General features: G+C 62.6%; 20 protein-coding genes. 4 read left to right on the top strand and 16 right to left on the bottom strand.

All coding sequences use genetic code 11. The annotated features are described in order from the left end of the window. Positions 1-82: 82 nt before the first annotated feature. Entirely contained in the window at positions 83-820 is a 738-nt protein-coding gene (gene lexA / locus FCU66_RS32055) for a transcriptional repressor LexA (protein ID WP_136617808.1), read from the top strand. Here lexA and FCU66_RS32050 read toward each other — a convergent pair. Further along, entirely contained in the window at positions 814-3,276 is a 2,463-nt protein-coding gene (locus FCU66_RS32050; protein ID WP_136617809.1) for a ComEC/Rec2 family competence protein, read from the bottom strand. The genes lexA and FCU66_RS32050 overlap by 7 nt on opposite strands. Before the next feature lie 102 nt (positions 3,277-3,378). Here FCU66_RS32050 and gltX point away from each other — a divergent pair, with 102 nt between their 5' ends. Together gltX and gltA are read left to right on the top strand one after the other, a co-directional pair. After that, positions 3,379-4,803 (top strand): glutamate--tRNA ligase, encoded by a 1,425-nt coding sequence (gene gltX, locus FCU66_RS32045; RefSeq protein ID WP_136617810.1) that lies wholly within the window; start codon positions 3,379-3,381, stop codon positions 4,801-4,803. A gap of 185 nt (positions 4,804-4,988) precedes the next feature. Continuing rightward, positions 4,989-6,317, top strand: a complete 1,329-nt coding sequence (gltA, locus tag FCU66_RS32040) for a citrate synthase (RefSeq protein ID WP_136617811.1) — start codon at positions 4,989-4,991, stop codon at positions 6,315-6,317. Between the two features lie 75 nt (positions 6,318-6,392). Here gltA and lpxB read toward each other — a convergent pair whose 3' ends face one another. From lpxB to FCU66_RS31980, 12 genes are all read right to left on the bottom strand, one after another. After that, positions 6,393-7,571 carry a lipid-A-disaccharide synthase gene (gene lpxB / locus FCU66_RS32035; RefSeq protein ID WP_136617812.1) on the bottom strand — a complete coding sequence of 393 codons (1,179 nt, stop codon included), beginning with the start codon at positions 7,569-7,571 and terminating at the stop codon, positions 6,393-6,395. Beyond that, complete coding sequence (locus FCU66_RS32030) at positions 7,564-8,481, bottom strand: LpxI family protein (protein WP_136617813.1); 918 nt, start codon at positions 8,479-8,481, stop codon at positions 7,564-7,566. Before FCU66_RS32030 ends, lpxB begins: the two co-directional genes overlap by 8 nt. Further along, on the bottom strand, positions 8,453-9,286 hold the full coding sequence (gene lpxA / locus FCU66_RS32025) for an acyl-ACP--UDP-N-acetylglucosamine O-acyltransferase (RefSeq protein WP_136617814.1): 834 nt from the start codon (positions 9,284-9,286) through the stop codon (positions 8,453-8,455). Before lpxA ends, FCU66_RS32030 begins: the two co-directional genes overlap by 29 nt. 13 nt (positions 9,287-9,299) lie before the next feature. Then, positions 9,300-9,767: a 3-hydroxyacyl-ACP dehydratase FabZ gene (gene fabZ, locus FCU66_RS32020; RefSeq protein ID WP_027036657.1), complete on the bottom strand. Its 468-nt coding sequence runs from the start codon at positions 9,765-9,767 to the stop codon at positions 9,300-9,302. Further along, a complete protein-coding gene (gene lpxD / locus FCU66_RS32015; protein WP_136617815.1) occupies positions 9,760-10,818 on the bottom strand; it encodes a UDP-3-O-(3-hydroxymyristoyl)glucosamine N-acyltransferase in 1,059 nt (352 codons plus the stop codon). Before lpxD ends, fabZ begins: the two co-directional genes overlap by 8 nt. Before the next feature lie 75 nt (positions 10,819-10,893). Then, positions 10,894-13,266 (bottom strand): outer membrane protein assembly factor BamA, encoded by a 2,373-nt coding sequence (bamA, locus tag FCU66_RS32010; protein WP_136617816.1) that lies wholly within the window; start codon positions 13,264-13,266, stop codon positions 10,894-10,896. Between the two features lie 217 nt (positions 13,267-13,483). Then, complete coding sequence (gene rseP, locus FCU66_RS32005; protein ID WP_136617817.1) at positions 13,484-14,626, bottom strand: RIP metalloprotease RseP; 1,143 nt, start codon at positions 14,624-14,626, stop codon at positions 13,484-13,486. Between the two features lie 104 nt (positions 14,627-14,730). Next, entirely contained in the window at positions 14,731-15,546 is an 816-nt protein-coding gene (locus FCU66_RS32000; RefSeq protein WP_136617818.1) for a phosphatidate cytidylyltransferase, read from the bottom strand. Further along, positions 15,543-16,277 (bottom strand): isoprenyl transferase, encoded by a 735-nt coding sequence (locus FCU66_RS31995; protein ID WP_136617819.1) that lies wholly within the window; start codon positions 16,275-16,277, stop codon positions 15,543-15,545. The genes FCU66_RS32000 and FCU66_RS31995 overlap by 4 nt, the downstream gene beginning before the upstream one ends. A 34-nt stretch (positions 16,278-16,311) precedes the next feature. After that, positions 16,312-16,866 carry a ribosome recycling factor gene (frr, locus tag FCU66_RS31990; RefSeq protein WP_013531759.1) on the bottom strand — a complete coding sequence of 185 codons (555 nt, stop codon included), beginning with the start codon at positions 16,864-16,866 and terminating at the stop codon, positions 16,312-16,314. Between the two features lie 101 nt (positions 16,867-16,967). Then, positions 16,968-17,690 (bottom strand): UMP kinase, encoded by a 723-nt coding sequence (gene pyrH, locus FCU66_RS31985; protein ID WP_136617820.1) that lies wholly within the window; start codon positions 17,688-17,690, stop codon positions 16,968-16,970. 149 nt (positions 17,691-17,839) lie between these two features. Beyond that, a complete protein-coding gene (locus tag FCU66_RS31980) occupies positions 17,840-18,946 on the bottom strand; it encodes an aldo/keto reductase (protein WP_136617821.1) in 1,107 nt (368 codons plus the stop codon). 114 nt (positions 18,947-19,060) lie between these two features. Between FCU66_RS31980 and FCU66_RS31975 the strand changes: the two genes are divergently transcribed. Continuing rightward, positions 19,061-19,987, top strand: coding sequence for a LysR family transcriptional regulator (locus FCU66_RS31975; RefSeq protein ID WP_136617822.1), 927 nt, complete (start codon positions 19,061-19,063; stop codon positions 19,985-19,987). Positions 19,988-20,008: 21 nt separating this feature from the next. Here the strand turns inward: FCU66_RS31975 and tsf are convergent, their stop codons facing one another. From tsf to FCU66_RS41715, 3 genes are all read right to left on the bottom strand, one after another. Then, positions 20,009-20,929, bottom strand: coding sequence for a translation elongation factor Ts (gene tsf, locus FCU66_RS31970; protein WP_136617823.1), 921 nt, complete (start codon positions 20,927-20,929; stop codon positions 20,009-20,011). Positions 20,930-21,038: 109 nt separating this feature from the next. Next, a complete protein-coding gene (gene rpsB, locus FCU66_RS31965) occupies positions 21,039-21,827 on the bottom strand; it encodes a 30S ribosomal protein S2 (RefSeq protein ID WP_023812937.1) in 789 nt (262 codons plus the stop codon). Further along, positions 21,814-22,019 (bottom strand): hypothetical protein (locus tag FCU66_RS41715; RefSeq protein WP_206077116.1); only part of this gene is annotated, 206 nt, incomplete at its 5' end. The genes rpsB and FCU66_RS41715, both read right to left, overlap by 14 nt.

Raw genomic sequence — 22,019 nt, 5'->3', positions numbered from 1 at the left:
GTTGCAGAACACAACTGGAACAGATAGTGTTTGTTCTGGGTTTGTTTTTCTGATTCTGGTTTCAGGTACCCCGGGGGTCGCCATGCTGACGCGCAAGCAACACGAACTGCTGATGTTCATCCATGAACGCCTGAAGGAAAGCGGTATTCCGCCATCCTTCGACGAGATGAAGGAGGCGCTCGATCTTGCCTCCAAATCCGGGATTCATCGGCTGATCACGGCACTGGAGGAGCGCGGCTTCATTCGCCGGCTGCCCAACCGGGCACGCGCGCTGGAGGTGCTGCGGCTGCCGGATTCGATCGCACCCGGCCTCAACGCGGCAAAGAAGTTCTCGCCAAGCGTCATCCAGGGCAGTCTTGGTCAAGGCGGCCTTGGCCGCCAGATCAAGCCGGCGCCTTCGCGGATGTCTTCGGCCGGCAATGACGACGACGTGGTCTCCGCCGTGTCGATCCCGGTGATGGGCCGCATCGCCGCCGGTGTGCCGATCGATGCCATCCAGCATCAGACGCATTCGATCTCGGTGCCGCCGGACATGATCATGGGCGGCGAGCACTATGCCCTGGAAGTCAAGGGCGACTCGATGATCGAGGCCGGCATTTTTGACGGCGACACCGTCATCATCCGCAACGCCGACACGGCGAGCCCCGGCGAAATCATCGTGGCGCTGGTGGATGAAGAGGAAGCGACGCTGAAGCGGTTCCGCCGCAAGGGCGCCTCGATTGCTCTCGAAGCCGCCAATCCAGCCTATGAAACCCGTATTTTCGGCCCGGACAGGGTCAAGGTGCAAGGCAAGCTCGTCGGCCTGATCCGCCGCTACTGAGGCAGCTGCGGTTCAACCACTGGCTTCTCGGGTCTCTTGAAGGGCGGCAGTCCCCTCGCCTCGCGTGAGAATTTGCGTTGCGTGTGCCAGGGCCGGTAGGGCCTGTCCACCGCGAAGATGACGGTTGCCGGCGTGGTCGCCGACTGGCGATCGAAGAAGACGGCAGCACTGCCTTTGCGAGCCAGTTGTCGCTTGGTGATGACGAGAACCAGCGGATTGCGGCAAGCGTCATAGGCCGTCGCGTCATTGATGACGATCAGCTCGGCGAAGCCGCAGGCTTTCCACGTGTCCTTGCGGTCCTCGACATAAGCAATGATCGCGCCGGACGTGTGCTTGGCGAGACAAACGCCTGAAGTGCAATAGAACGGCGATCCCGGCGGCAGTTCCGGGGCATCCGCGATCTCGAATTGTCCGTCGCCTTTGGTGAAGATTTCCGGCACGACGATGGTTTCGGATGTCAGTGCGCGTTTCCAGTTGTCGACCGTGAATTCGTTCGGCCGTGCGCGGCTGACAGCGAGCTCGCCGCCGCCGATCGGCAACGCAACCAGTCGGGCGTCCTCCGAGATCAGCACGTCCGGCGTGCGCGTATCCGAGACGGTCAACAGGCCGGCAAGCGCGAAGGGAAGAGCCGCAAGCCGCAGCCATGTCGTCGCCATCGTCGCGATGACCAGGGCGATGGTCACCAGCAGGACAGACTGCTGTGAAATGAGCCCAACCCCGTCGACAGGCGAACGCTCGGATATCCAACCCGATATGGCAATCATTGCGGTCAGGCCCTTGCCCATCAGATAGAGGGCTGGCCAGTCCAATCCGAACGGCATCAGCAGCGCGCTGGCAACGCCCAGAAACATGACAACCGAGACGATCGGCATGACTGCCAGATTGGCGAACAGGCTGAGCGGCGACACACGCTGAAAATGCCAGATGGCAAACAGCGCCGTGGCGCTGCCGGCAATGATGGAGGTCATGGCAAGACCACCCGCCGCCAGCAGGAATTTTCGCGTCAGGAAGCCGGGCAGAGATCGCTTTGGCGGCGGCGGTCTGGTTTTCCCGGCGCGATGATCCGACCAGCCGGCATAGGCGCCGACAAGTGCTGCGGTTGCAGCGAAGGACATCTGGAAACTCGGGCCGACCACCTCGTGCGGCGACACCACAATGACGGCGATCGCCGAAATCGCCAGATTGCGCATGGTGAGTGCCGCCCGATCGAACAGCACGGCAATCAGCATCACCGCCAGCATGATGAAGCTGCGCTCGGCGGCAACGACGACGCCAGAGATGATGAGATAGGCAGCGATCGAGAACAATGCGGCGACGGCGGCATATTTCTTGACCGGACGGCGCGCGGAAAAGTCCGGGAACAGGGCGAAGGCGCCGCGCAGCAGACCCATGATGGTGCCTGCGACCAGCGCCATGTGCAGCCCCGAAATGGAGATGATGTGGTAGATGCCGGTACGCCGCATCGCTTCATTGATTTCATCGGGAATGCCGGCGCGCACGCCGACGATCAGCGCCGCGGCGATCTCGCCTTCGGCGCCACCGACGCTGCCCCTGATGTGGTCGGCAATCGCTTCACGGGCATTTTCTACGCTAGAGGAAAGACGGGCCGATAGCGGCATGTCGCCGTCATCGGTGACGACAAGTTTTGGATTGCCGAGAAAGAACCCGCTGCCGCCGATGCCGGCGAAATAACTGTCGAAGGAGAAGTCGTAGCTGTCCGGCCGCACCGGACCGGTCGGCGGCAACAGCTTGGCATATCCAGTGATCAGGGAGCCGGCCGTTATGTCTGCCGGTACCTTTCGTGCCGAAAGCCGCACCCGCTCCGGCGCATAGCGCAATTTCGGCCTTGCGGTCGACGTCACGTCGATGGTCAGCCGGATGCGACCGCTCTCCATCCGGTCGAGCGAGACGACCCGGCCGGTCACCTGCGTCGAGATTTCCGAACCCAGCATCTGTGTGCCCGCGCGCCACATCTCGACCTTTGCGGCGAGCAGGCCGAGCGCGCACAAAAGTACCGCCATGAAGCACAGATGGGTCTTCGGCCATGAGCGCGAGACCAGCGCACAGAGCGCCGCCAGGGCGGCGACCGCGACGGGCTTGGCAAAGTCGGGCTCCGCCGTCAGCGAAAAGTAGCCGATCGCTCCGCTCGCCAGGCAGACCGGCACCAGCAGGAAGGCCACGCCTCGGTCGAGTTCCAGGCCCGCAGCCGTGGCCACGCTGTTGCGCAGGCGAGGCAGTGATATCAGGCCGATTTGCCGGCGCACGCGCACGATCCTGCCGGTTTCGGCAACTGGAACAGAGGCGGCGACATCCGCTTGTAACGGCGCTTTGCCGGGAGCCGGCACAAGGGGCGACGGTGGCGGCGGCGAGGCTGGCAGAGGCGCAAAGAGGGACCGTTCGCTGACGCCAATAGCGGCGTCCTCGCCCTGATCCGAGCCCCGGCCTCGTCCAGCCATCGGGTCTGCCCCTTGCGCCCTCGACACCCTATGCTACATGAACGCCAACCGCGCGAAAGTCCGCGCGACAGCACCCCGCTTCAGATGGTTTCCGAGAGTTCCATGTCCGACAAGGTCGTCACCCGTTTTGCCCCCTCGCCCACCGGCTACCTGCACATAGGCGGTGCGCGCACGGCGCTGTTCAACTGGCTGTATGCAAAGCACACCAGCGGCACGATGCTGCTGCGCATCGAGGACACCGACCGCGAACGCTCCAACCCAGCCGCGACGGCTGCCATCCTCGACGGGCTTACCTGGCTCGGCCTGACCTGGGACGGCGAGCCGGTGTCGCAGTTCGAGCGTGCGCCGCGCCACCGCGAGGTGGCCGAGGAGCTGGTGCGCATGGGCAAGGCCTATTATTGCTATGCCACGCCGGCCGAGCTGGAGGCGATGCGCGAGGCCGCCAGAGCCAAGGGCCTGCCGCCCCGCTATGACGGCCGCTGGCGTGACCGCGACCCCTCAGAGGCGCCTGCAGGCGCCAAGGGCGCCATCCGCATCAAGGCGCCGACCGAGGGCGAGACGGTGGTGCATGACCGTGTCCAGGGCGAGGTGCGCTTCCCCAACAAGGATCTCGACGACTTCATCATCCTGCGTTCGGACGGCAACCCGACCTACATGCATGCCGTCGTCGTCGACGACCATGACATGGGCGTCACCCATATCATTCGCGGTGACGATCATCTGACCAATGCCGCCCGCCAGACCGTGATCTATGACGCCATGGGCTGGGACGTTCCGTCCATGTCGCATATCCCGCTGATCCATGGCGCCGACGGCGCCAAGCTATCGAAGCGGCACGGCGCGCTTGGCGTCGAGGCCTATCGCGCCATGGGCTACCTGCCAGAGGCGCTGCTCAACTACCTGGCGCGTCTCGGCTGGAGCCATGGCGACGACGAGATCATGTCGATCAAGGACATGATCTCCTGGTTCGACATCGGCGACGTCAACAAGGGCGCGGCCCGCTTCGATTTCGCCAAGCTCGAGGCGATCAACGGCGCGCATATGCGCCGCATGAGCGATGCTGAGCTGTTCGATATCTTCATCGGCACGCTGCCCTATCTCGAGGGCGGTCCGGCAATGGCCGCACGCCTGAACGATGCCAACAAGGCGCAGTTGCTGGCAGCACTTCCGGGCCTGAAGGAGCGCGCCAAGACGCTGATCGAACTCGTCGATGGCGCAGCCTTCCTGTTTGCCACGCGACCGCTGCCGATCGACGACAAGGCCGCCCTTCTGCTCAACGACGATGCCCGCAAGATCCTGCGCGGTGCTCACGAAGCTTTGAACGGGCTTGCAAGTAGCTGGACGGCCGCTGCAGCGGAGGCTGCGATCCGCGAGGTTGCAATCGCTGGTGGCCACAAGCTGGGCGCCGTGGCCCAGCCTTTGCGCGCCGCTCTGACCGGCAAGAGCACCTCGCCGGGCGTGTTCGATGTGCTTGCCGTGCTCGGCCGCGAGGAAAGCCTGGCGCGCATAGCCGATCAAATCGATTAGGAGCAAACTGGCCCAAGAAGATTGGCATTGAAAGGCGGGTTTCGCAGTGCAACATTAGGCCTTGGCCCAATCTGGCACGCACCTCCTGAAATGCGGTGGCGAATACGCGCATTGCGGTGATTTTCGACGTGTCGCTTTGCAGAATTTTGCCTTTGCCGGCATGAGGAAACAAGAAGGAGTTTGCAATGACCGAAGCTGCGAAAAAACTGGATTTGGGCGGCAAGACCCAGGAGGCCACGGCAACGCTTGAATTCGCCGGCAAGACTCACGAATTCAAGGTGCGAAGCGGTTCGGTCGGGCCTGATGTCATCGACATCGCCTCGCTCTACTCGACCACCGGCGCCTTCACCTACGATCCCGGCTTCACGTCGACGGCAAGCTGCGAATCCGAAATCACCTTCATCGACGGCGACGCCGGCATCCTGTTGCACCGCGGCTATCCGATCGACCAGTTGGCCGAACACGGCGACTTCCTCGAGGTCTGCTACCTCCTGCTCTACGGTGAATTGCCGACCAAGGCGCAGAAGGACGATTTCGATTACCGCGTGACGCGCCACACCATGGTGCATGAGCAGATGTCGCGCTTCTTCACCGGCTTCCGCCGCGACGCGCATCCGATGGCGGTGATGTGCGGCGTGGTCGGCGCGCTGTCGGCCTTCTACCACGACTCCACCGACATCTCAGACCCCTACCAGCGCATGGTTGCCTCCATGCGGCTGATCGCCAAGATGCCGACGATCGCGGCGATGGCCTATAAATACCACATCGGCCAGCCCTTCATTTACCCGAAGAACGAGCTGAATTTCGCCGCCAACTTCCTGCACATGTGCTTTGCCGTGCCGTGCGAGGAATACAAGATCAACCCGGTGCTGGCGCGCGCCATGGAGCGCATCTTCATCCTGCACGCCGATCACGAGCAGAACGCCTCGACCTCGACCGTGCGTCTCGCCGGCTCTTCGGGCGCCAACCCGTTCGCGTGCATCGCCGCCGGCATCGCTTGCCTGTGGGGCCCGGCGCATGGCGGCGCCAATGAGGCGGCGCTCAACATGCTGGGCGAGATCGGCCATGTCGATCACATCCCGGAATTCATCGCCCGCGCCAAGGACAAGAACGATCCGTTCCGACTGATGGGCTTCGGCCACCGCGTCTACAAGAACTACGATCCGCGCGCCAAGATCATGCAGAAGACGGCACACGAGGTTCTGGGTGAGCTCGGCATCAAGGACGATCCGTTGCTCGACATCGCCATGGAACTGGAAAAGATCGCGCTGACGGATCCCTATTTCATCGAGAAGAAGCTCTACCCGAATGTCGACTTCTATTCCGGCATCACGCTGAAGGCGCTGGGCTTCCCCACCACCATGTTCACCGTGCTGTTCGCGGTCGCCCGCACCGTCGGCTGGATCGCGCAGTGGAAAGAGATGATCGAGGATCCGCGCCAGAAGATCGGCCGCCCGCGCCAGCTCTATACCGGTGCGCCGGAGCGTGACTACGTGCCGATCGCCAAGCGCTGATGAGAGCGAGTAGGGAATAGCCAGTAGCGAATAGGGAGTTTTGTATAGACCGAAGCGGTGAGAACCGCCTTCTTCCTATTCGCTATTCGCTCTCTTGATATACCGCATGACCACCTGCGCGGCGATCTCTCCAGATGGCTTTTCGGTCGCCATGCGCCGCGTGATGTCGGCAAAGCCTTGCTTTTGCCAGGCGCGCATGCCGCTGTCGGCGAACAAGGCTTCCAGTTGGCGGGCCAGATTGTTCGGCTTGACGTACTCATCGTAGAATTCCGGGATCAACGCTCGATCCGAGATCAGGTTGGGCAGCAGTGCCGACCAGACAGAAACCAGATACGGCGCTACGACGCGCGCGACCGGGTCGAGCCGGTAGCAAGAAATCATAGGCACACCCGCCAGCGCCAGCTCCAGGGATACGGTCCCGGACGCGATCAGTGCGGCATCGGCCTTGCCGAAGGCCTGCCATTTGCGCTGGGGATCGACGATGATCTCAGGCTTCTCATCCCAGCGGTTGACCGAGGATTTGACCAGGTCGGCGACATGCGGAACCGTCGGCAGCAGCAATCGCAGGCGATGCCCGCGCGCGCGCAGCATCGACACTGTCTCGCCGAACGGGTCGAGCAGGCGCCGCACCTCACCGCGCCGCGATCCGGGCAGGACAAGCAGGGTCTTCACACGGTCCGCAGCAAGATCGCGCGGCAGGTCCTGCGCCTTGGCCGCGGCGAGCACGCCCGCATCATGCGTCAGGCGATGCCCGACATAGGTGCCCGGTGGGCCGCCCAGCCGCTCGAGCTCCTTCACCTCGAACGGCAGGATGCAGAGGATATGGTCGACATAAGGTTTCATCGCCACTGCCCTACCCGGCCGCCACGCCCAGACGCTCGGGCAGACATAATGGATGATCGGGATCGACGGATTGGCCGCCCGCACCTTCTTGGCGACGCGCAACGAAAAGTCCGGACTGTCGATGGTGACGAGGCAGTCCGGCTTTTCGTCCGCAACGGTCCTGGCCAGCTGACTGATCCGCCGCATCAGGCGCGGCAGGTCGCGCAGGATGGCGCTGAACCCCATGAGGGCGATCTCGCCGGCATCGAATGGCGATGCCAGTCCCAGCGCCTGCAAATGGCGGCCGCCGAGGCCGACGAGTTGCACCTCGCGCCCGGTAGCCTGCTTGAGCGAACGCACGATGTCGGCGCCGAGCAGATCGCCGGACTCTTCTCCGGCAGCGATCGCGATCTTCAAGGCCCTGTCAGCCATTGTGCGGCTCCGTCGCGGCAGGCAGGCCAATCACGAACAGACCGAGTGCGTTGGCGCGTGCGATGGTTTCGGGGCCTTCCAGAACCAGCGAACGTCCCGCCTCCACGGCAATACCGGCAAGCCCGGCCGCATGCGCGGCTTCGACCGTTTGCGGGCCGATGGAAGGAAGATCCGCGCGCAGTTCCTGACCAGGCTTGGCACACTTGACCAGCACGCCGCGGGTCTTGCCCGCAATACGGCCGTGGCCACGCAACAGCTTCGCACGGTCGAGCAATCCGGCTGTTCCCTCGATGCCTTCCAGCGCGATCGTTCGACCGCCGACCGCGATCGCCGCCTGGCCGATATCCAGCGCCCCGATGGCCTTTGCCGCTGCAAGGCCTGCTTCGATGTCGCGCCAGTCCGATTTCCGCGGGATGGCTTTGGTCAGGACACCTTCGGCGGCGACAAGGTTAGGCACGATTTCATGCGCCCCGACAACCTTTATTCCGCGCGCTTCAAGGCCCCGTGCCAGGACCTTCAGCAGGCCATCATCGCCACGCGCCAGCGCCGCGACAACAACCGGTATCACTGCGAGCAGGCTGAGACTTGGACGCAGCTGTGTCAGTCTTGGCCGGCGCTTGATCTCGCCGGCAAGCACCAGATGGGTGATCCGGTGCTGCCTCAGCAACGGTATCAGCGAGCCGATACCTTCCAGGGCGAGGCTCTCATGCTCATATCGGGAGAGCTCCGCCATCCGGTCGGCCTCGCCTTCCATCAGAATGACGAAGGGTGGATAACCTTGTTCGGTCGAACCGGCCGCGACTTCGACCGGCAGACTGCCGCCGCCGGCGATGATGCCGACTTTGGAGCCCGGCGAGAGATCAAGACGCGCCGCCGCTGCCTCAGTCTTCGTCATCGACATCGTCGCCATCGCCGCCCTTGAGCGACGGCACAGCATAGTGCCGCTTGCCGCGACTGGTGATGAAATCGATGATCTTCATGGCGGTCGGCGACGACGCGAACTCCGCCTTGGCGAATTCGATGTTCTCGCCAACGGTGCGGGAACGATCGAAGATCATCCTGTAAGCCTTGCGCAGCACAAGGATTTCGGACCTCGGCAGGCCGGAGCGCTTCAGGCCGATAATGTTGAGGCCGCGCAGACTGGCGCGGTTGCCGACCGCTATGGCATAGGGAATGACATCGCCGACGATCGCCGAGCAGCCGCCCAGAAAGGCGTTATCGCCGATGCGGACAAACTGATGCACAGCGGTCAGGCCGCCGATATAGACGTTGTTGCCGACCTCGCAGTGGCCGCCCAGTGTCGCGCCATTGGCGAACGTGGCGTTGTTGCCGACGACGCAATCATGGGCGATGTGGGCGTAGGCAAGGAAATTGCCATTGTCGCCGACCGTCGTCTCGCCGCGGCTGGAATCGGTACCGAGATGCATGGTCACGCCTTCGCGGATCGTGCAGTTCTTGCCGATGACCAGGGTGGTGCGGCCGCCCTTGTGCTTGGTGTTCTGCGGCGGTGCGCCCAACGTCGCCATCGGGTAGACCTTGGTCGAGGCACCGATTGATGTCGCGCCCATCACCGAGACATGACTGACCAGTTCGACGTCGTCGCCGATCACCGCATCGGCGCCGACGTGGCAGAACGGCCCGATGCGCACACCTTGGCCGATTTGGGCGCCTTCCTCCACAACGGAGGAAGCATGGATGGATGTCTTGATTTTCATAAGCATTCGATCGTCAGTCGCTGGTGACCATCATGGCTGAAATCTCGGCCTCGGCCGCCTTGGCGCCGTCGACCATGGCTTCACAAGCGAATTTGAGCAGGTTGCCGCGTTTCTTGATTTTCTTGACATAGATCTTCAACTGGTCGCCGGGAACGACCGGTTTGCGGAATTTGGCGTTGTCGATGGTCAGGAAATAGACCAGCGACGGTTTTTCAGTGCCTAGGCTGCGGATGCAGATGGCGCCGGCGGTCTGCGCCATTGCCTCGACGATGAGCACACCGGGCATGACCGGCTGCTCGGGGAAATGGCCCTGAAAATGCGGCTCGTTTATGGTCACGTTCTTGATGCCGACGGCGGACTCGTCGCCATCGATGTCGACGATGCGATCGATCATCAGGAACGGATAGCGGTGCGGCAGAAGCTTCATCAGCCCCATAATGTCGACCGCTTCCAGCGTCGTCGACGCGATCATGTCAGCCATTGCCTCCCTCGCCCTGTTTGCGGGTCCTGGCGAGCCTGCGCAGCATGGCTATCTCCCGCATGGCTTCCGCCATCGGCTGTGCCGGATAACCGCCCCAGATCTCGCCTGCAGGGACATTGCTCATAAATCCACTTCTGGCGGCAAGCTTGGCCCCTGCCCCGATGGTCAGGTGATCCGCAAGCCCGACGCCGCCGCCCATGGTGACATTGTCGCCCACGACCACGGAACCCGAAATACCCGAAAGCCCGGCTATTATGCAATTGCGGCCGATGCGGACGTTATGGGCGATCTGCACGAGATTGTCGATCTTGGTGCCCTGGCCGATGATCGTATCGGACATGGCGCCGCGATCGACCGTGGTGTTGGAGCCGATCTCGACGTCGTCCTGAATGACGACACGGCCGATCTGCGGCACGCGTTCAGGCCCCTTGGCGCCGCCGACGAAGCCAAAACCATCCTGGCCGATCCTGGCGCCACCATGGATGATGACGCGGTTGCCGATCAAGGCATACTGGATGCTGGCGCCCGGGCCGACATAGCCGTCGCGGCCGATCTGGCAGGATTGTCCGATGACCGCATTGGGCGCGATGACGGTACCGCTGCCGATCGAAGCCCCCGGCCCGATGACCGCGCCGGCCTCGATGACGGCACCGGATTCGACATGCGCGGTCGCATCGACATGAGCATGCGGCGAGACACCGGTTTCACTGGTCATCGGCCCTGGCGTAGCCGCCCTTGGAAACAGCAGGCGTCCGACAAACGCGAAGGCCTGTTGCGGACGCGGATGAACCAGAACGGCAACGCCGGCTGGCGCCTTGCCGGCAAATTCCGCCGGGCACAGAACCGCGGCCGCCCGCAGCGACGGCATCAGCGCGGAATTGCGTCTGCCGTCGACAAAGACGAGTGCATTCTCGCCGCCTTCGCTGGCCGGCGCGAGCGCTTCTATCGAAATATCGGAGTGGCCGGAATCGACAAGCACCGAGCCGGTCAGATTCGCGACTTCGCCCGCCGTATACCGGCGTGATGGCGCGAAGAACACCGGATCGGTCATTCCAGAAGCTATATCCAGCTGGGTCGGAACATTTCTCCCGGGCCTGAAAGACCCAGGAGCATCGTTAACCGCCGATCAGAAGCGGGTCGATATGCCGAAGTTGAATTCCTGCACGTCGTCGGACGCTTCCTTTTTGACCGGGATCGCATAGTCGATACGGATCGGGCCGAACGGCGAGGCCCACATCAGCCCGAGGCCGACCGAGGCGCGAAGCTTCATGCCGGTCGAGTCCGGATTGACCAAGCCGGTGGCAACCTTGCTGCCGTAAAGCGTCGCCGCGTCAGCAAAGACCGCGCCGCGCAGGCCGAAGCTCTCCGGAATGACCGGCAGCGGGAACTGTGCTTCCGCAGAGGCGTTGAAATAGGTGGTGCCACCCAGATGGTCGCCGCTGGTGCCGGACGCGACCGGGCCGATACCGCCATAAGCAAAACCGCGGATCATGCGATCGGTGCTCTGGAAGTGATCGAACACGCGCAGGTCGCCGTCGCTGCCGTAGCCCTCGACATGACCGGCGCCGGCCGAAACGAGCCCAACGAGATCGTACTGCTCCGACAGCGTCTGATAGATGCTGCCACGTCCCGTGACCTTGACGAACTTGGCGTCGCCGCCGAGGCCTGCCACTTCCACAGTCGTATTAGCGTAGATACCCTCATGCGGGTTCTTCATGTCATCGATGGTGTTGTAGACCAGCCCCAGGCTGACCGACGACTTGATCCACGGGCTTTGTTCGATGCCGTCCAGGATAGCCGCAGAGACGTCGCACTTAAGAGGGTCATAAACTCCACCGGTCACGCAACCATCATCCAGCTTATATTTCTCTTGCGAGATGTTGTAAGCCAGCTGCGTCGTGATGCTGTTGGTGATCGGCAGACCGAAGCGCACCGTCGCGCCCAAGGTATCGCTGTCGTAGTTGTCGTAAGTTCTCGTCTGCTTGTAGATGTCGAAACCGGCGGCGATGCGCCGTCCGAGGAAATAGGGCTCGGTGAAGGACAGGCTGTAGTCGCGCGAATTCTTGCCGCCGCCGGCCGACAGCTTGATGAACTGGCCACGGCCGAGGAAGTTGCGCTCGGTGATCGATCCTTCGACGGACGGACCGGCCGTGTCGCCACCGGTCGAATAACCGGCGCCGACGGAGAATTCACCGGTCGACTTCTCGACCACGTCGACCACCAGCACGACCTGGTCGGGCTGCGAGCCCGGCACCGTCGAGATATCGACTTTGTCAAAGTAATTGAGGTTTTCCAGACGCTTCTTCGCACGCTGGATGAGCACCTGATTGAAGGCGTCGCCTTCGCTGACGTCGAACTCGCGGCGAATGACATAGTCACGCGTGCGGTCGTTGCCGCGGATTTCGATGCGCTCGATATAGGCCTTGGTGCCCTGGTCGACCGTGTAGACCACAGAAATGGTGTGGTTCTCGAAATTGCGGTCGCCGCGTGGCGTCACCTGCGCGAAAGCGTAGCCGGAACCGGCCACCTTCTCGGTCAGCGCGATGATGGAATCCTCGACGTCCTTGGCGTTGTAGACGTCGCCCTTTTGGGTCTCGACCACCGATTCCAGCGACTTGCTGTCGACTTCCGGGATCGTGCTTTCGACGCTGACGTCACCGAATGTGTAGCGGTCGCCTTCCTGGACGGTGATGGTGACCGTGTACTTGTTCGTCGCGCTGTCGAGCTCGCCGACAGCGGATACGACCTGGAAATCGGCGTAACCGTGATTGTAATAGAAGCGGCGCAGCAGCTCCTGGTCGGCGCGCAGCTTGTCGTCGTCATAGACGTCGTCACGCAGGACGAAGGAAAGCCAGGACGAACGCTTGGTATTGATGATATCCGACAGGCGGCGGCTGGAATAGGCGCTGTTGCCGACGAAATTGATCGCCGCGATCTGTGTGCGGTCGCCTTCAGCAATGTTGAAGACCACGTTCACGCGGTTGTCGCCAAGCTGCATGACCTGCGTGGTCACAGTCACATCGTCGCGGCCGATACGCTTGTAGGCAGCCTTGACCGATTCGACGTCGGCATCGAGCGTCGCCTGCGAGAACGTCCCGCGCGGCTTCAACTGCACCGCAGCCGCAAGCGCATTGTCCTTGAGCTTCTTGTTGTTCTGGAACAGCACCTGGTTGACGACCTGGTACTCGGCAACCTTGACCACCAGCGTCGAGCCGACCTGGTTGATCTGCACATCCGAGAACAGACCCGTGCCGAACAGCGCCTTGACCGCACTGTCGATATCGGAGCTGGAAAAGGCCTTGCCCGGCTTGATGGTGATGTAGTTGCGGATGGTATCAGCGTCGATACGCTGGTTGCCGCTCACTTCGACTCTGCTGACGACAGCGGCTTCGGCCGCCGATGTGGCAACGAACTGCACTGCGAGCGCGCCTGGCACGACCAGAGCCGCGGACAGGGTCACCGCGGACGCGGCGCTTAGAAACTTGGATGCTGCCTTCATCGGGCTTAATAACCTTTTCTCGTAGTCCCCACGGCGAGAAAACCGGACGTGCGGTAATTTCCCCTACCGTATTAACCGGATTTTCCCTACACGCAAGGCTTCTGGTTAATTTGTATTTACTTAACCCTGCGGCGTGGCTTTCGCGTCACTCATATCCCCGTGCATGGTAAACGGCGTCTCAACATCGTCCATGCAGAAGCCAAATTTCTTCATGATTTCAGCACCCAAACAGATCGTTCCAAAAAACGAACCCCATGAAGCACAGCACCAGAAGCAACCCGGCCCGATAGGCCATTTCCATCATCCGTTCCGACACTGGACGGCGGATGACGGCCTCCACCCCGTAGAACAAGAGATGGCCGCCGTCGAGGGGGGGAATCGGCAAAAGGTTCAGAAACCCGATGCCAACCGACAGCAGCGCAACCAGTTGCACGAGCCATTCGAACCCCAGTTTCGCCGCCTTGCCGGCCATGTCGGCGATCTTCACCGGGCCGCCCAACTGACATTTGTCCTCGCGGCCAACAACAAAGCGCTGCAGGAACTGGCCGGTGCGCTGGATGACGTGTCCGGTTTCCTCGACTGCCGCCGCAACCGCTCCGACCGGAGTGTAGGTTATGAGCCGCGGCTGGCCGAGTTCCTTGTTGTTGACGACACCGATCACGGCGACCTTGACCTTGTTGCCGAGCGCGTCTTCCTGTTCCATCAGCCGCGGCGCCGCGGTCACCGTGACCTCCTTGCCGTCGCGCAGCATGACGAAGGTGATGATGTCGTCGGCGCGGCCCGAGACCAGGCGCTGAACGTCGCCAAAGGTTTCGACCTTGTTGCCGTCGACGCTGACGAATCGGTCACCGGGCAGGATGCCGGCCTTCGCCGCCGGGCTGTCGGCGGTCACCTCGGCCACCATGGGCTCCGCGACATAACGGCCATAGGTGGTGAACAGCACGGCAAAGACGACGATCGTGAGCAGGAAATTGAACAGCGGCCCGGCCACCACGGTTGCCGCGCGCTTCCAGATCGGCTGTGTGTGAAAGGCGACCTTGCGCTCCGCCTCGGTCAGCGTTTCGATCTCTGCCGACGTGGGCTGGCTCGAGGTGGCGTTCATGTCGCCGACGAATTTGACGTAGCCGCCAAGCGGTATCGCGCACAGTTTCCAGCGCGTGCCGTGGCTGTCGTTGAAGCCGAAGAGTTCCGGGCCGAAGCCTATCGAGAACACCTTGACGCCGATGCCGCACCAGCGCCCGACAAGGTAATGGCCCATTTCATGGACGAACACGACCACGGTCAGCACAAACACGAACGGCACGAGCGTGCCGAGGACAAAGCCTTCTGTGCTGAAAAGCGCGTGAAGAATCTCGTTCAAGACAAACCCTCAAATTCTTCCACGGCGCAGAGTGTGCCGTGACTGTGACACCAATCCGGGCGAATCCAAGGCGCACCGCGCATAGGACCCAGAAATGGTGCCATTCAAACGGGAAACAGACCCTGCGCCGGATGATCGGCGGTCGCCGAAATCCAACCGATGACGTATAGGGCGAAAGCCGCCGCGACAAGCCCGTCGACACGATCCATGACGCCGCCATGGCCTGGGATGAGCGCCCCCGAATCCTTGCGGCCGTGACGGCGCTTGACCCAGGATTCAAACAGGTCGCCGGCTTGGGAGACAATCGACAGCACGAGCGCCACAAGGCCGAGCAATGCCAGATTGCCGACACCGGCAGCGGCGGCGAGGACCAGCCCCGCGACGACGCCGCCGACAGCACCGCCGAGCGCGCCGCTGCGTGTCTTGCCAGGCGAGATCGCCGGCGCCAGCTTTGGGCCTCCAACCGCACGGCCAACGAAATAGGCAAAGATATCGGTGGCCCAGACGACCGCGAACAGGAACAGGATGGCGACAAGGCCGGAACGGTCGCCATCGCGCAGCAAGGCGAGCGACAGGCCTGAGACCGCGGCATAGGCAAGGCCGCTCGCATCCCATTGTCCGGCCTTGCGAACCGAGGCGGCAATCGCCGTTGCGGCAACCGTGACCACGACAAGCGGCAGCAGCCAAGAGGCGGCAAGGCCGGCAATCAGGGCGCCAATGAAGACAACCAGCAGCGTTTCCGGCAGGAAACCCAGGCCCGTGGCCCCGGTCGGGCGCGACATGCGGGTCCATTCATAGAAGATCACCGCCACCATCACGGCGCACAGCAGCCGGAACGGCAGGCCACCAAGCCAGGTCAAACCAAGGGTGATGATGGCAAGGACGATCGCCGAAATGACACGAAGCTGGAGATTGCTCATCCTGCGGCCGGTCGCGAAGCGACGTCCTGGCCCCCAACTCCGCCGAAACGGCGTTCGCGGCTGGCAAATTCGCGCAAGGCCTCGGCAAGGTGCTCGCGGCTGAAGTCGGGCCAGTAGCAAGGCAGGAAGACGAGCTCGCTATAGGCGGCCTGCCACAGAAGGAAGTTCGACAGCCGGAGTTCGCCACTGGTGCGGATGACCAGCTCCGGGTCGGGAATGCCTTGCGTGTCGAGCGCGCCGGCAAAGCTCTCGGCGGTGATCGCCTCGCTGTCGAGTTCGCCACGCGCCACGGCCGACGCGAGCTTTTGCGCCGTGCGAACGATCTCGTCGCGTCCGCCATAGTTGAAGGCGATCACCAGCGTCAGAGATTCATTTGCGGCGGTCAGCGATTCGGCCTCGTCGAGCAGGCCCCTGATGTCGGACTGCAGCCCTGCCCTGTCGCCGATGATTCTGACCCGCACGCCGCTCTGATGCAACTCGGCGAGATCGCGGCGGATGAACATTTTCAGAAGGCCCATCAGGTCGCTGACCTCGGACTTCGGCCGCGACCAGTTCTCCGACGAGAAGGCGTAGACGGTCAGGTAGGAGATGCCGAGCCCGGGTGCTGCGCGCACCGTCTTGCGCAGCGCCTCGACGCCGGCACGATGGCCCGCAAGACGAGGCATGCCGCGCGCCTTGGCCCAGCGTCCGTTTCCATCCATGATGATCGCGACATGCGCGGGCGTTGCCATGTTCTCGCTTTCGGGTCAGCCGGTGGCCAAGACCCTAAACCTGCATGATTTCAGCTTCCTTATCGGAAAGCAGGTGGTCGATGGTGCTGATCGTTTCGTCTGTAAGTTTCTGGACCTGGTCCGAGCGCTTGCGCTGATCGTCCTCGCTGATGTCGCCGTCCTTCTCCGCCTTCTTCAGGAAGTCCATGCCGTCGCGGCGCACATGGCGCGCGGCGACGCGAGCGTTCTCGGCGTAGGTGTGCGAGATCTTGACCAGTTCCTTGCGGCGCTGTTCGTTGAGTTCCGGCAGCGGAATCCTGAGATTGGTGCCGTCGACGATCGGGTTGAAACCCAGATTGGATTCGCGGATCGCGCGGTCGACCGCACCGACCATCGACTTGTCCCAGACCGACACCGAAATCATGCGCGGCTCCGGCACCGAGACGTTGGCGACCTGATTGATCGGCATGGTGGTGCCATAGGCCTGCACCTGGATCGCATCGAGCAGATTGCTGGAGGCGCGACCAGTCCGCAGCGAAGCCAGATCATGCTTGAACGCGGCGATCGCCCCATCCATGCGCCGCTTGAGATCGTCGTACTCACCACTCATCTTTATCTCCTCGACCCGTCTGACGCGGGTTCACTGCTTCGGGGCCGTGTTCGAACCTGATTGTCGAAAACCGGCTTCCCCTTTCGGGATCAGGCCCCCGATCAATCGTCCGCGACGACCGTGCAGCGGCCGCCGCCCCTCAGAATACCGCCGAAACCACCTTTTTCGTGGATCGAATAGACGATTATCGGAATGTTGTTTTCGCGCGCAAGTGCAATCGCTGCCGTATCCATGATGGAAAGGCCGCGTTTTATGACTTCACCATGGCTGATGCGCTCGAAACGCGTCGCATTCGGGTCCTTCTTCGGGTCCGCCGAGTAGACACCATCGACCTGAGTGCCCTTGAACAGCGCGTCGGCGCCGATTTCAGCCGCGCGAAGTGCGGCGGCCGAATCAGTGGTGAAGAACGGATTGCCGGTGCCGCCGGCAAAGATCACCACCTTGCCCTGGTTCATGTAGGCGGTCGCCTGGCGCTGCGAAAAGCTCTCGCAAAGTTCGGGCATGGCGATCGCCGAAAGCACCACGGCGTCGACACCGATCTTGTTCAGAGACGTGCGCAGCGCCAGCGAATTGATGACCGTGGCAAGCATGCCCATGTGGTCGCCGGTGACGCGATCACCGCCCTTGGAGGCAACGGCCACGCCGCGAAAGATGTTGCCGCCGCCGATGACGACGCCAACCTCGATGCCCAGTGCGCGCGCCTCAGCGATGTCGCTTGCGATGCGATCGACCACCGAAACGTCGATGCCGAAATGCTGTTCGCCCATCAATGCTTCGCCCGACGCTTTCAACAAGACACGTCGGTAGAGGGGCTTCGCCGTCATCTGGGCCTCTTCATTTTGCATGTGGCGCGTTCCGGGTGGCTACCCTCGCGCAGGCGCCGCCCCGAAACAATGGCGCGATGCCGTGTTCCGATACACGAAGGGCGCCGCGATGTCACGCGGCGCCCGACCCGGAATTCTCTCGCCTTTTGTCAACTCACGCCGGCAAAAGCCCCTTCCATGAGCAGGTCCGGGAAGTAGCCTGCCGGCTTGTCGCCGACCGCCTGGCCGCCGGTGAGGCCGCCCTGGATTTCCGGACCAAAGAACGAGTACGGGAACGGCGTGAACGGCTGGCTGACCGCATCGAGCCTTGCCAGAAGCTCCTGGGGAATCTCGAAATCGAGCGCGCCAAGATTGTCCTTGAGCTGATCGAGCCTCGTCGCACCGATGATCACCGAAGCGACACCGGGCCGTGTCGCGGCCCAGTTCAAGGCGATTTGGGCCATGCCGCGGCCAAGCTCGCCCGCGACCTTTTCCAGTTCGGCAACGATGGCCCAGTTGCGGTCGGTGAATTTCTGGAAACCGGGATTGGTCGAACCGCGCATCGTCTCCAGTCGCCCGCCGGCCTTGCTGATTGTATCTGAACGATATTTGCCGCTCAGCAGGCCGCTGGCCAGCGGGCTCCACACCATGATGCCGGCGCCGTAGCGCGTGCCGAACGGCACGAATTCATGCTCGATATTGCGCTCGGCCAGCGAATATTCGAGCTGCAGCGCCGAAACCGGTTCATAGCCGCGGTGTTCGGCGACGGACTGCGCCCTGCTTGCGTACCAGGCGGGGACGTCGGAGAGGCCGACATACCGGATCTTTCCGGCGCGCACCAGATCATCCAGCGTCCGCATCACTTCTTCCGGTGAGGTCAGCCTGTCCCAGGCATGCAGGATATAGAGATCGATATAATCGGTGCCGAGCCGTTTCAGCGAGCTTTCGACGGCGCGGATGATGTTCTTGCGGCCGTTGCCGCCGGCATTCGGATTGCCCTGCTCCAGAGTTATGCTGAACTTGGTGCTGATCACCGCTCTGTCGCGCAGGCCGCGCTCGGCGATGAACTCGCCAAGCCAAGTCTCGGAGGTGCCGCCGGTATAGGCGTCGGCCGTGTCGAAGAAATTGCCGCCTGCCTCGACATAGGCATCGACCATGGCGCGCGCCGTCTCCTTGTCGGCGCCCCAGCCCCATTCGGTGCCGAAGGTCATGGTGCCAAGTGCAAGCCGGGTGACACGCAGCCCGCTGCTGCCAAGGGTGTAGTAGGACATGGTCATGGAACGTCTCCTTGCTGCTTCGCCAAACGGCCGTTGATGCAGCGTTAGATGCTCCTGCTCACTTCGTTTGATAATGTTGCATTATCTGCATAGACTCTGCGATATCATGCATGAATGGATCGCGATCTGCTCAGCCATCTTCCCGTCATCGTCGCCGTGGCCCGGCGCGGCGGCTTTGCACTTGCCGCGGCAGAGCTTGGCATGAGCCCTTCGGCGGTCAGCCATGCGGTCAGGCTGGTGGAGGAGCGCATCGGCCAACCGCTGTTTGCGCGCACGACACGCAGCGTATCGCTGACCGAGGCCGGTCAGGCGCTTGTCGCGACAGCCGAGCCCGCGCTGCAGGATATCGCAGAGCGGATGGAGCGCATCCGCGGCATCAAGGGTCGCCCTGCTGGACTGCTCAGAATCAACGTTTCGCATGTCGCCGTCCCGATGGCGGTGACACCGGTGGTGACGGCCATGGCGGAGCGCTATCCGGATGTGACGGTGGAAATCTTTGCCAACGAAGGGTTGGTCGATATCGTCGGCGAAGGTTTTGACGCCGGCATCAGGCTTGGCGAAATGATCGCGCAGGACATGATCGCGATCCGAATGACGCCGCCATTCCAAGTGATCATCGTCGCTTCGCCGGCCTATGTCGGCCGGCGTGGTCGCCCGCGCAGCCTGGCCGATCTCGCCGCCCACAATTGCATCGGCTACCGCCTGGTGCGATCCGGCGCACTCTATCGTTGGGATTTGACGGAGGACGGCAAGGACGTGGCCGTGGAAACGCGGGGCACCGCCGTCGTCACCGATTCCCTTGCCGCGATCGACCTGGCGCTGTCGGGGATGGGACTGGCCTATGTGTTCGAGCCGCTGGTGCGCGCCGACCTGGCCGCCGGTCGACTTGTCCAGGTGCTGCCGCAGTCGGCAATCGAGGAACCAGGCTTGTTTCTCTACTTTCCGCGCCGGGCGGCGATGGCGCCGAAGCTGCGCGCCTTTGTCGACATCGCACAAGAAATCGGCCGGACACCCTCGCGAGCGCCCGGCCGAGTTGCCTGAGCCGAAAAGCCGGTTGGCGGCTTACTTCTTGACCGCAGCCGCGACTTCCGCCGCGAAATCGGTCTCTTCCTTTTCGATGCCCTCGCCCAGCGCAAAGCGCAGGTAAGCGGTGATCTTGGCCGGCGCACCGATCTCTTTCTCGGCATCCTTCAGCGCCTTCTCGACGGTGATGTCGGGATTGAGCACGAAGGCCTGCTTCAGGAGCACGACCTCTTCGTAGAACTTGCGCAGACGGCCTTCGACCATCTTCTCGATGATGGCTTCCGGCTTGCCGGACTGGCGCGCCTGGTCGGAGAAGATCGCCTTCTCGCGTTCGACCGCGGCCGGATCGATCTGCTCTGCGGTCAGCGCCATCGGATTGGTGGCCGCGACATGCATGGCGACCTGACGAGCAAAGGCATTAGCCGCATGCTCGTTGCCCGTGGTCTCGATGGCGACCAGAACGCCGAGCTTGCCGAGACCGTCGGCAACCGCATTGTGGACGTAGGTAGCGACGGCACCGTGCGGAACGGTCAGCTTGGCAGAGCGGCGGAAGCCCATGTTTTCGCCGATGGTGCCGACAGCGTCCTTGATGGTGTCGGCAACCGACTTGTCCGAACCCGGATACTTTGCGGCAGCCACAGCCTCCGTCGTGCCATAGGCCAGGGCGACCTTGGCAACGTTGGCGACGATTTCCTGAAACGCGGCATTACGGGCAACGAAATCGGTCTCGGAATTGACCTCGACGACGGCCGCCTCGCGAACGCCGGAATCAACGCCGATCAGGCCCTCCGCCGCAGTACGTCCAGCCTTCTTGTCGGCCTTGGAAATACCCTTCTTGCGCAGCCAGTCGACGGCCTCTTCCATGTTGCCGTTGGTCTCGGTCAATGCCGCTTTGCAGTCCATCATGCCCGCGCCGGTCAAGTCGCGGAGTTCTTTGACCTGTGCAGCCGAAATGCTCATTGTCGCCTCTTTGTCTAGAATGCACCGACGCACCATCGGTGTTCGATGGTGCGTCTGTTTAGCGTGCCAAAATATGAGAAAGATGAAGGCCGCAACCGGCCTTCGATTGTCAAGCTTCGGGGGCTTCCGACGCTGGGGCCGGGGCCGGGTCGAGCGCAGGCTCGACCGGAGCTTCGACCGAAGCGCCGATGTCGACACCGAGCGCGCCCTGCTGGCGGGCGATGCCGTCGATCGCAGCCTTGGCGATCAGATCGCAATAGAGCTGGATGGCGCGGGCCGCGTCGTCATTGCCGGGGATCGGGAAGTCGATCTTGTCCGGATCGCAGTTCGAATCGATGATGGCAACGACCGGGATGCCGAGACGCTTGGCCTCGAGGATGGCGATCGCTTCCTTGTTGGTGTCGATGACGAACATCAGGTCGGGCGTCGAGCCCATGTCCTTGATGCCGCCCAGCGCCTTGTCGAGCTTCTCGCGCTCGCGGTCGAGGTTGAGACGCTCCTTCTTGGTCAACCCTTGCGCCTCGCCGGCCAGCATCTCGTCGAGCTTGCGCAGGCGCTGGATCGAGTTGGAGATCGTCTTCCAGTTGGTCAGCATGCCGCCGAGCCAACGCGAGTTGACATAGTACTGGGCCGAACGCTGTGCCGCATCGGCGACGATGTCGGAGGCCTGGCGCTTGGTGCCGACGAACAGCACGCGGCCGCCCTTGGCGACGGTGTCGGAAACCTGCTTCAGCGCCTGGTGCAGCAAAGGCACCGTCTGCGACAGGTCGATGATGTGGATGTTGTTGCGGGCGCCATAGATGTAGGGCGCCATCTTCGGGTTCCAGCGGTGGGTCTGGTGGCCGAAGTGAATGCCAGCTTCCAAAAGCTGGCGCATGCTGAAATCAGGCAGTGCCATTCAAAGTTCCTTTCCGGTTAGCCTCCACGGACACAGGCATTTTTTGGACTTTGTCCTCGAACGCCACCGGAGGTTTCAGCCGGATTTCTCCCGGGCAGACACCAAAGTCCGTGTGTGGAATGAGCGCGCATATAGAGGGGATGCGCGACAAACGCAAGCCGTGTGGCGCTTCATGTCGTAAGCAGATGAGTT

Source organism: Mesorhizobium norvegicum (assembly GCF_004919685.1).
In the GTDB taxonomy this organism is placed as follows: Bacteria; Pseudomonadota; Alphaproteobacteria; order Rhizobiales; family Rhizobiaceae; genus Mesorhizobium; species Mesorhizobium norvegicum.
This window is presented reverse-complemented; position numbering and strand designations above follow the sequence as displayed.

Bases quoted from the DNA above. Each gene is read 5' to 3' on its own strand.
- gltA (WP_136617811.1), top strand. From the start codon at position 4,989: ATGACCGAAGCTGCGAAAAAACTGGATTTGGGCGGCAAGACCCAGGAG.
- FCU66_RS31975 (WP_136617822.1), top strand. From the start codon at position 19,061: ATGGATCGCGATCTGCTCAGCCATCTTCCCGTCATCGTCGCCGTGGCC.
- frr (WP_013531759.1), bottom strand. From the start codon at position 16,866: ATGAGTGGTGAGTACGACGATCTCAAGCGGCGCATGGATGGGGCGATC.
- lpxB (WP_136617812.1), bottom strand. From the start codon at position 7,571: ATGGCTGACAGGGCCTTGAAGATCGCGATCGCTGCCGGAGAAGAGTCC.
- lpxD (WP_136617815.1), bottom strand. From the start codon at position 10,818: ATGACCGATCCGGTGTTCTTCGCGCCATCACGCCGGTATACGGCGGGC.
- gltX (WP_136617810.1), top strand. From the start codon at position 3,379: ATGTCCGACAAGGTCGTCACCCGTTTTGCCCCCTCGCCCACCGGCTAC.
- pyrH (WP_136617820.1), bottom strand. From the start codon at position 17,690: ATGACGGCGAAGCCCCTCTACCGACGTGTCTTGTTGAAAGCGTCGGGC.
- FCU66_RS32000 (WP_136617818.1), bottom strand. From the start codon at position 15,546: ATGAGCAATCTCCAGCTTCGTGTCATTTCGGCGATCGTCCTTGCCATC.
- tsf (WP_136617823.1), bottom strand. From the start codon at position 20,929: ATGAGCATTTCGGCTGCACAGGTCAAAGAACTCCGCGACTTGACCGGC.
- FCU66_RS31995 (WP_136617819.1), bottom strand. From the start codon at position 16,277: ATGGCAACGCCCGCGCATGTCGCGATCATCATGGATGGAAACGGACGC.
- fabZ (WP_027036657.1), bottom strand. From the start codon at position 9,767: ATGGCTGACATGATCGCGTCGACGACGCTGGAAGCGGTCGACATTATG.
- FCU66_RS32030 (WP_136617813.1), bottom strand. From the start codon at position 8,481: ATGGCGACGATGTCGATGACGAAGACTGAGGCAGCGGCGGCGCGTCTT.
- bamA (WP_136617816.1), bottom strand. From the start codon at position 13,266: ATGAAGGCAGCATCCAAGTTTCTAAGCGCCGCGTCCGCGGTGACCCTG.
- lexA (WP_136617808.1), top strand. From the start codon at position 83: ATGCTGACGCGCAAGCAACACGAACTGCTGATGTTCATCCATGAACGC.
- lpxA (WP_136617814.1), bottom strand. From the start codon at position 9,286: ATGAAAATCAAGACATCCATCCATGCTTCCTCCGTTGTGGAGGAAGGC.
- rpsB (WP_023812937.1), bottom strand. From the start codon at position 21,827: ATGGCACTGCCTGATTTCAGCATGCGCCAGCTTTTGGAAGCTGGCATT.
- FCU66_RS31980 (WP_136617821.1), bottom strand. From the start codon at position 18,946: ATGACCATGTCCTACTACACCCTTGGCAGCAGCGGGCTGCGTGTCACC.
- FCU66_RS32050 (WP_136617809.1), bottom strand. From the start codon at position 3,276: ATGGCTGGACGAGGCCGGGGCTCGGATCAGGGCGAGGACGCCGCTATT.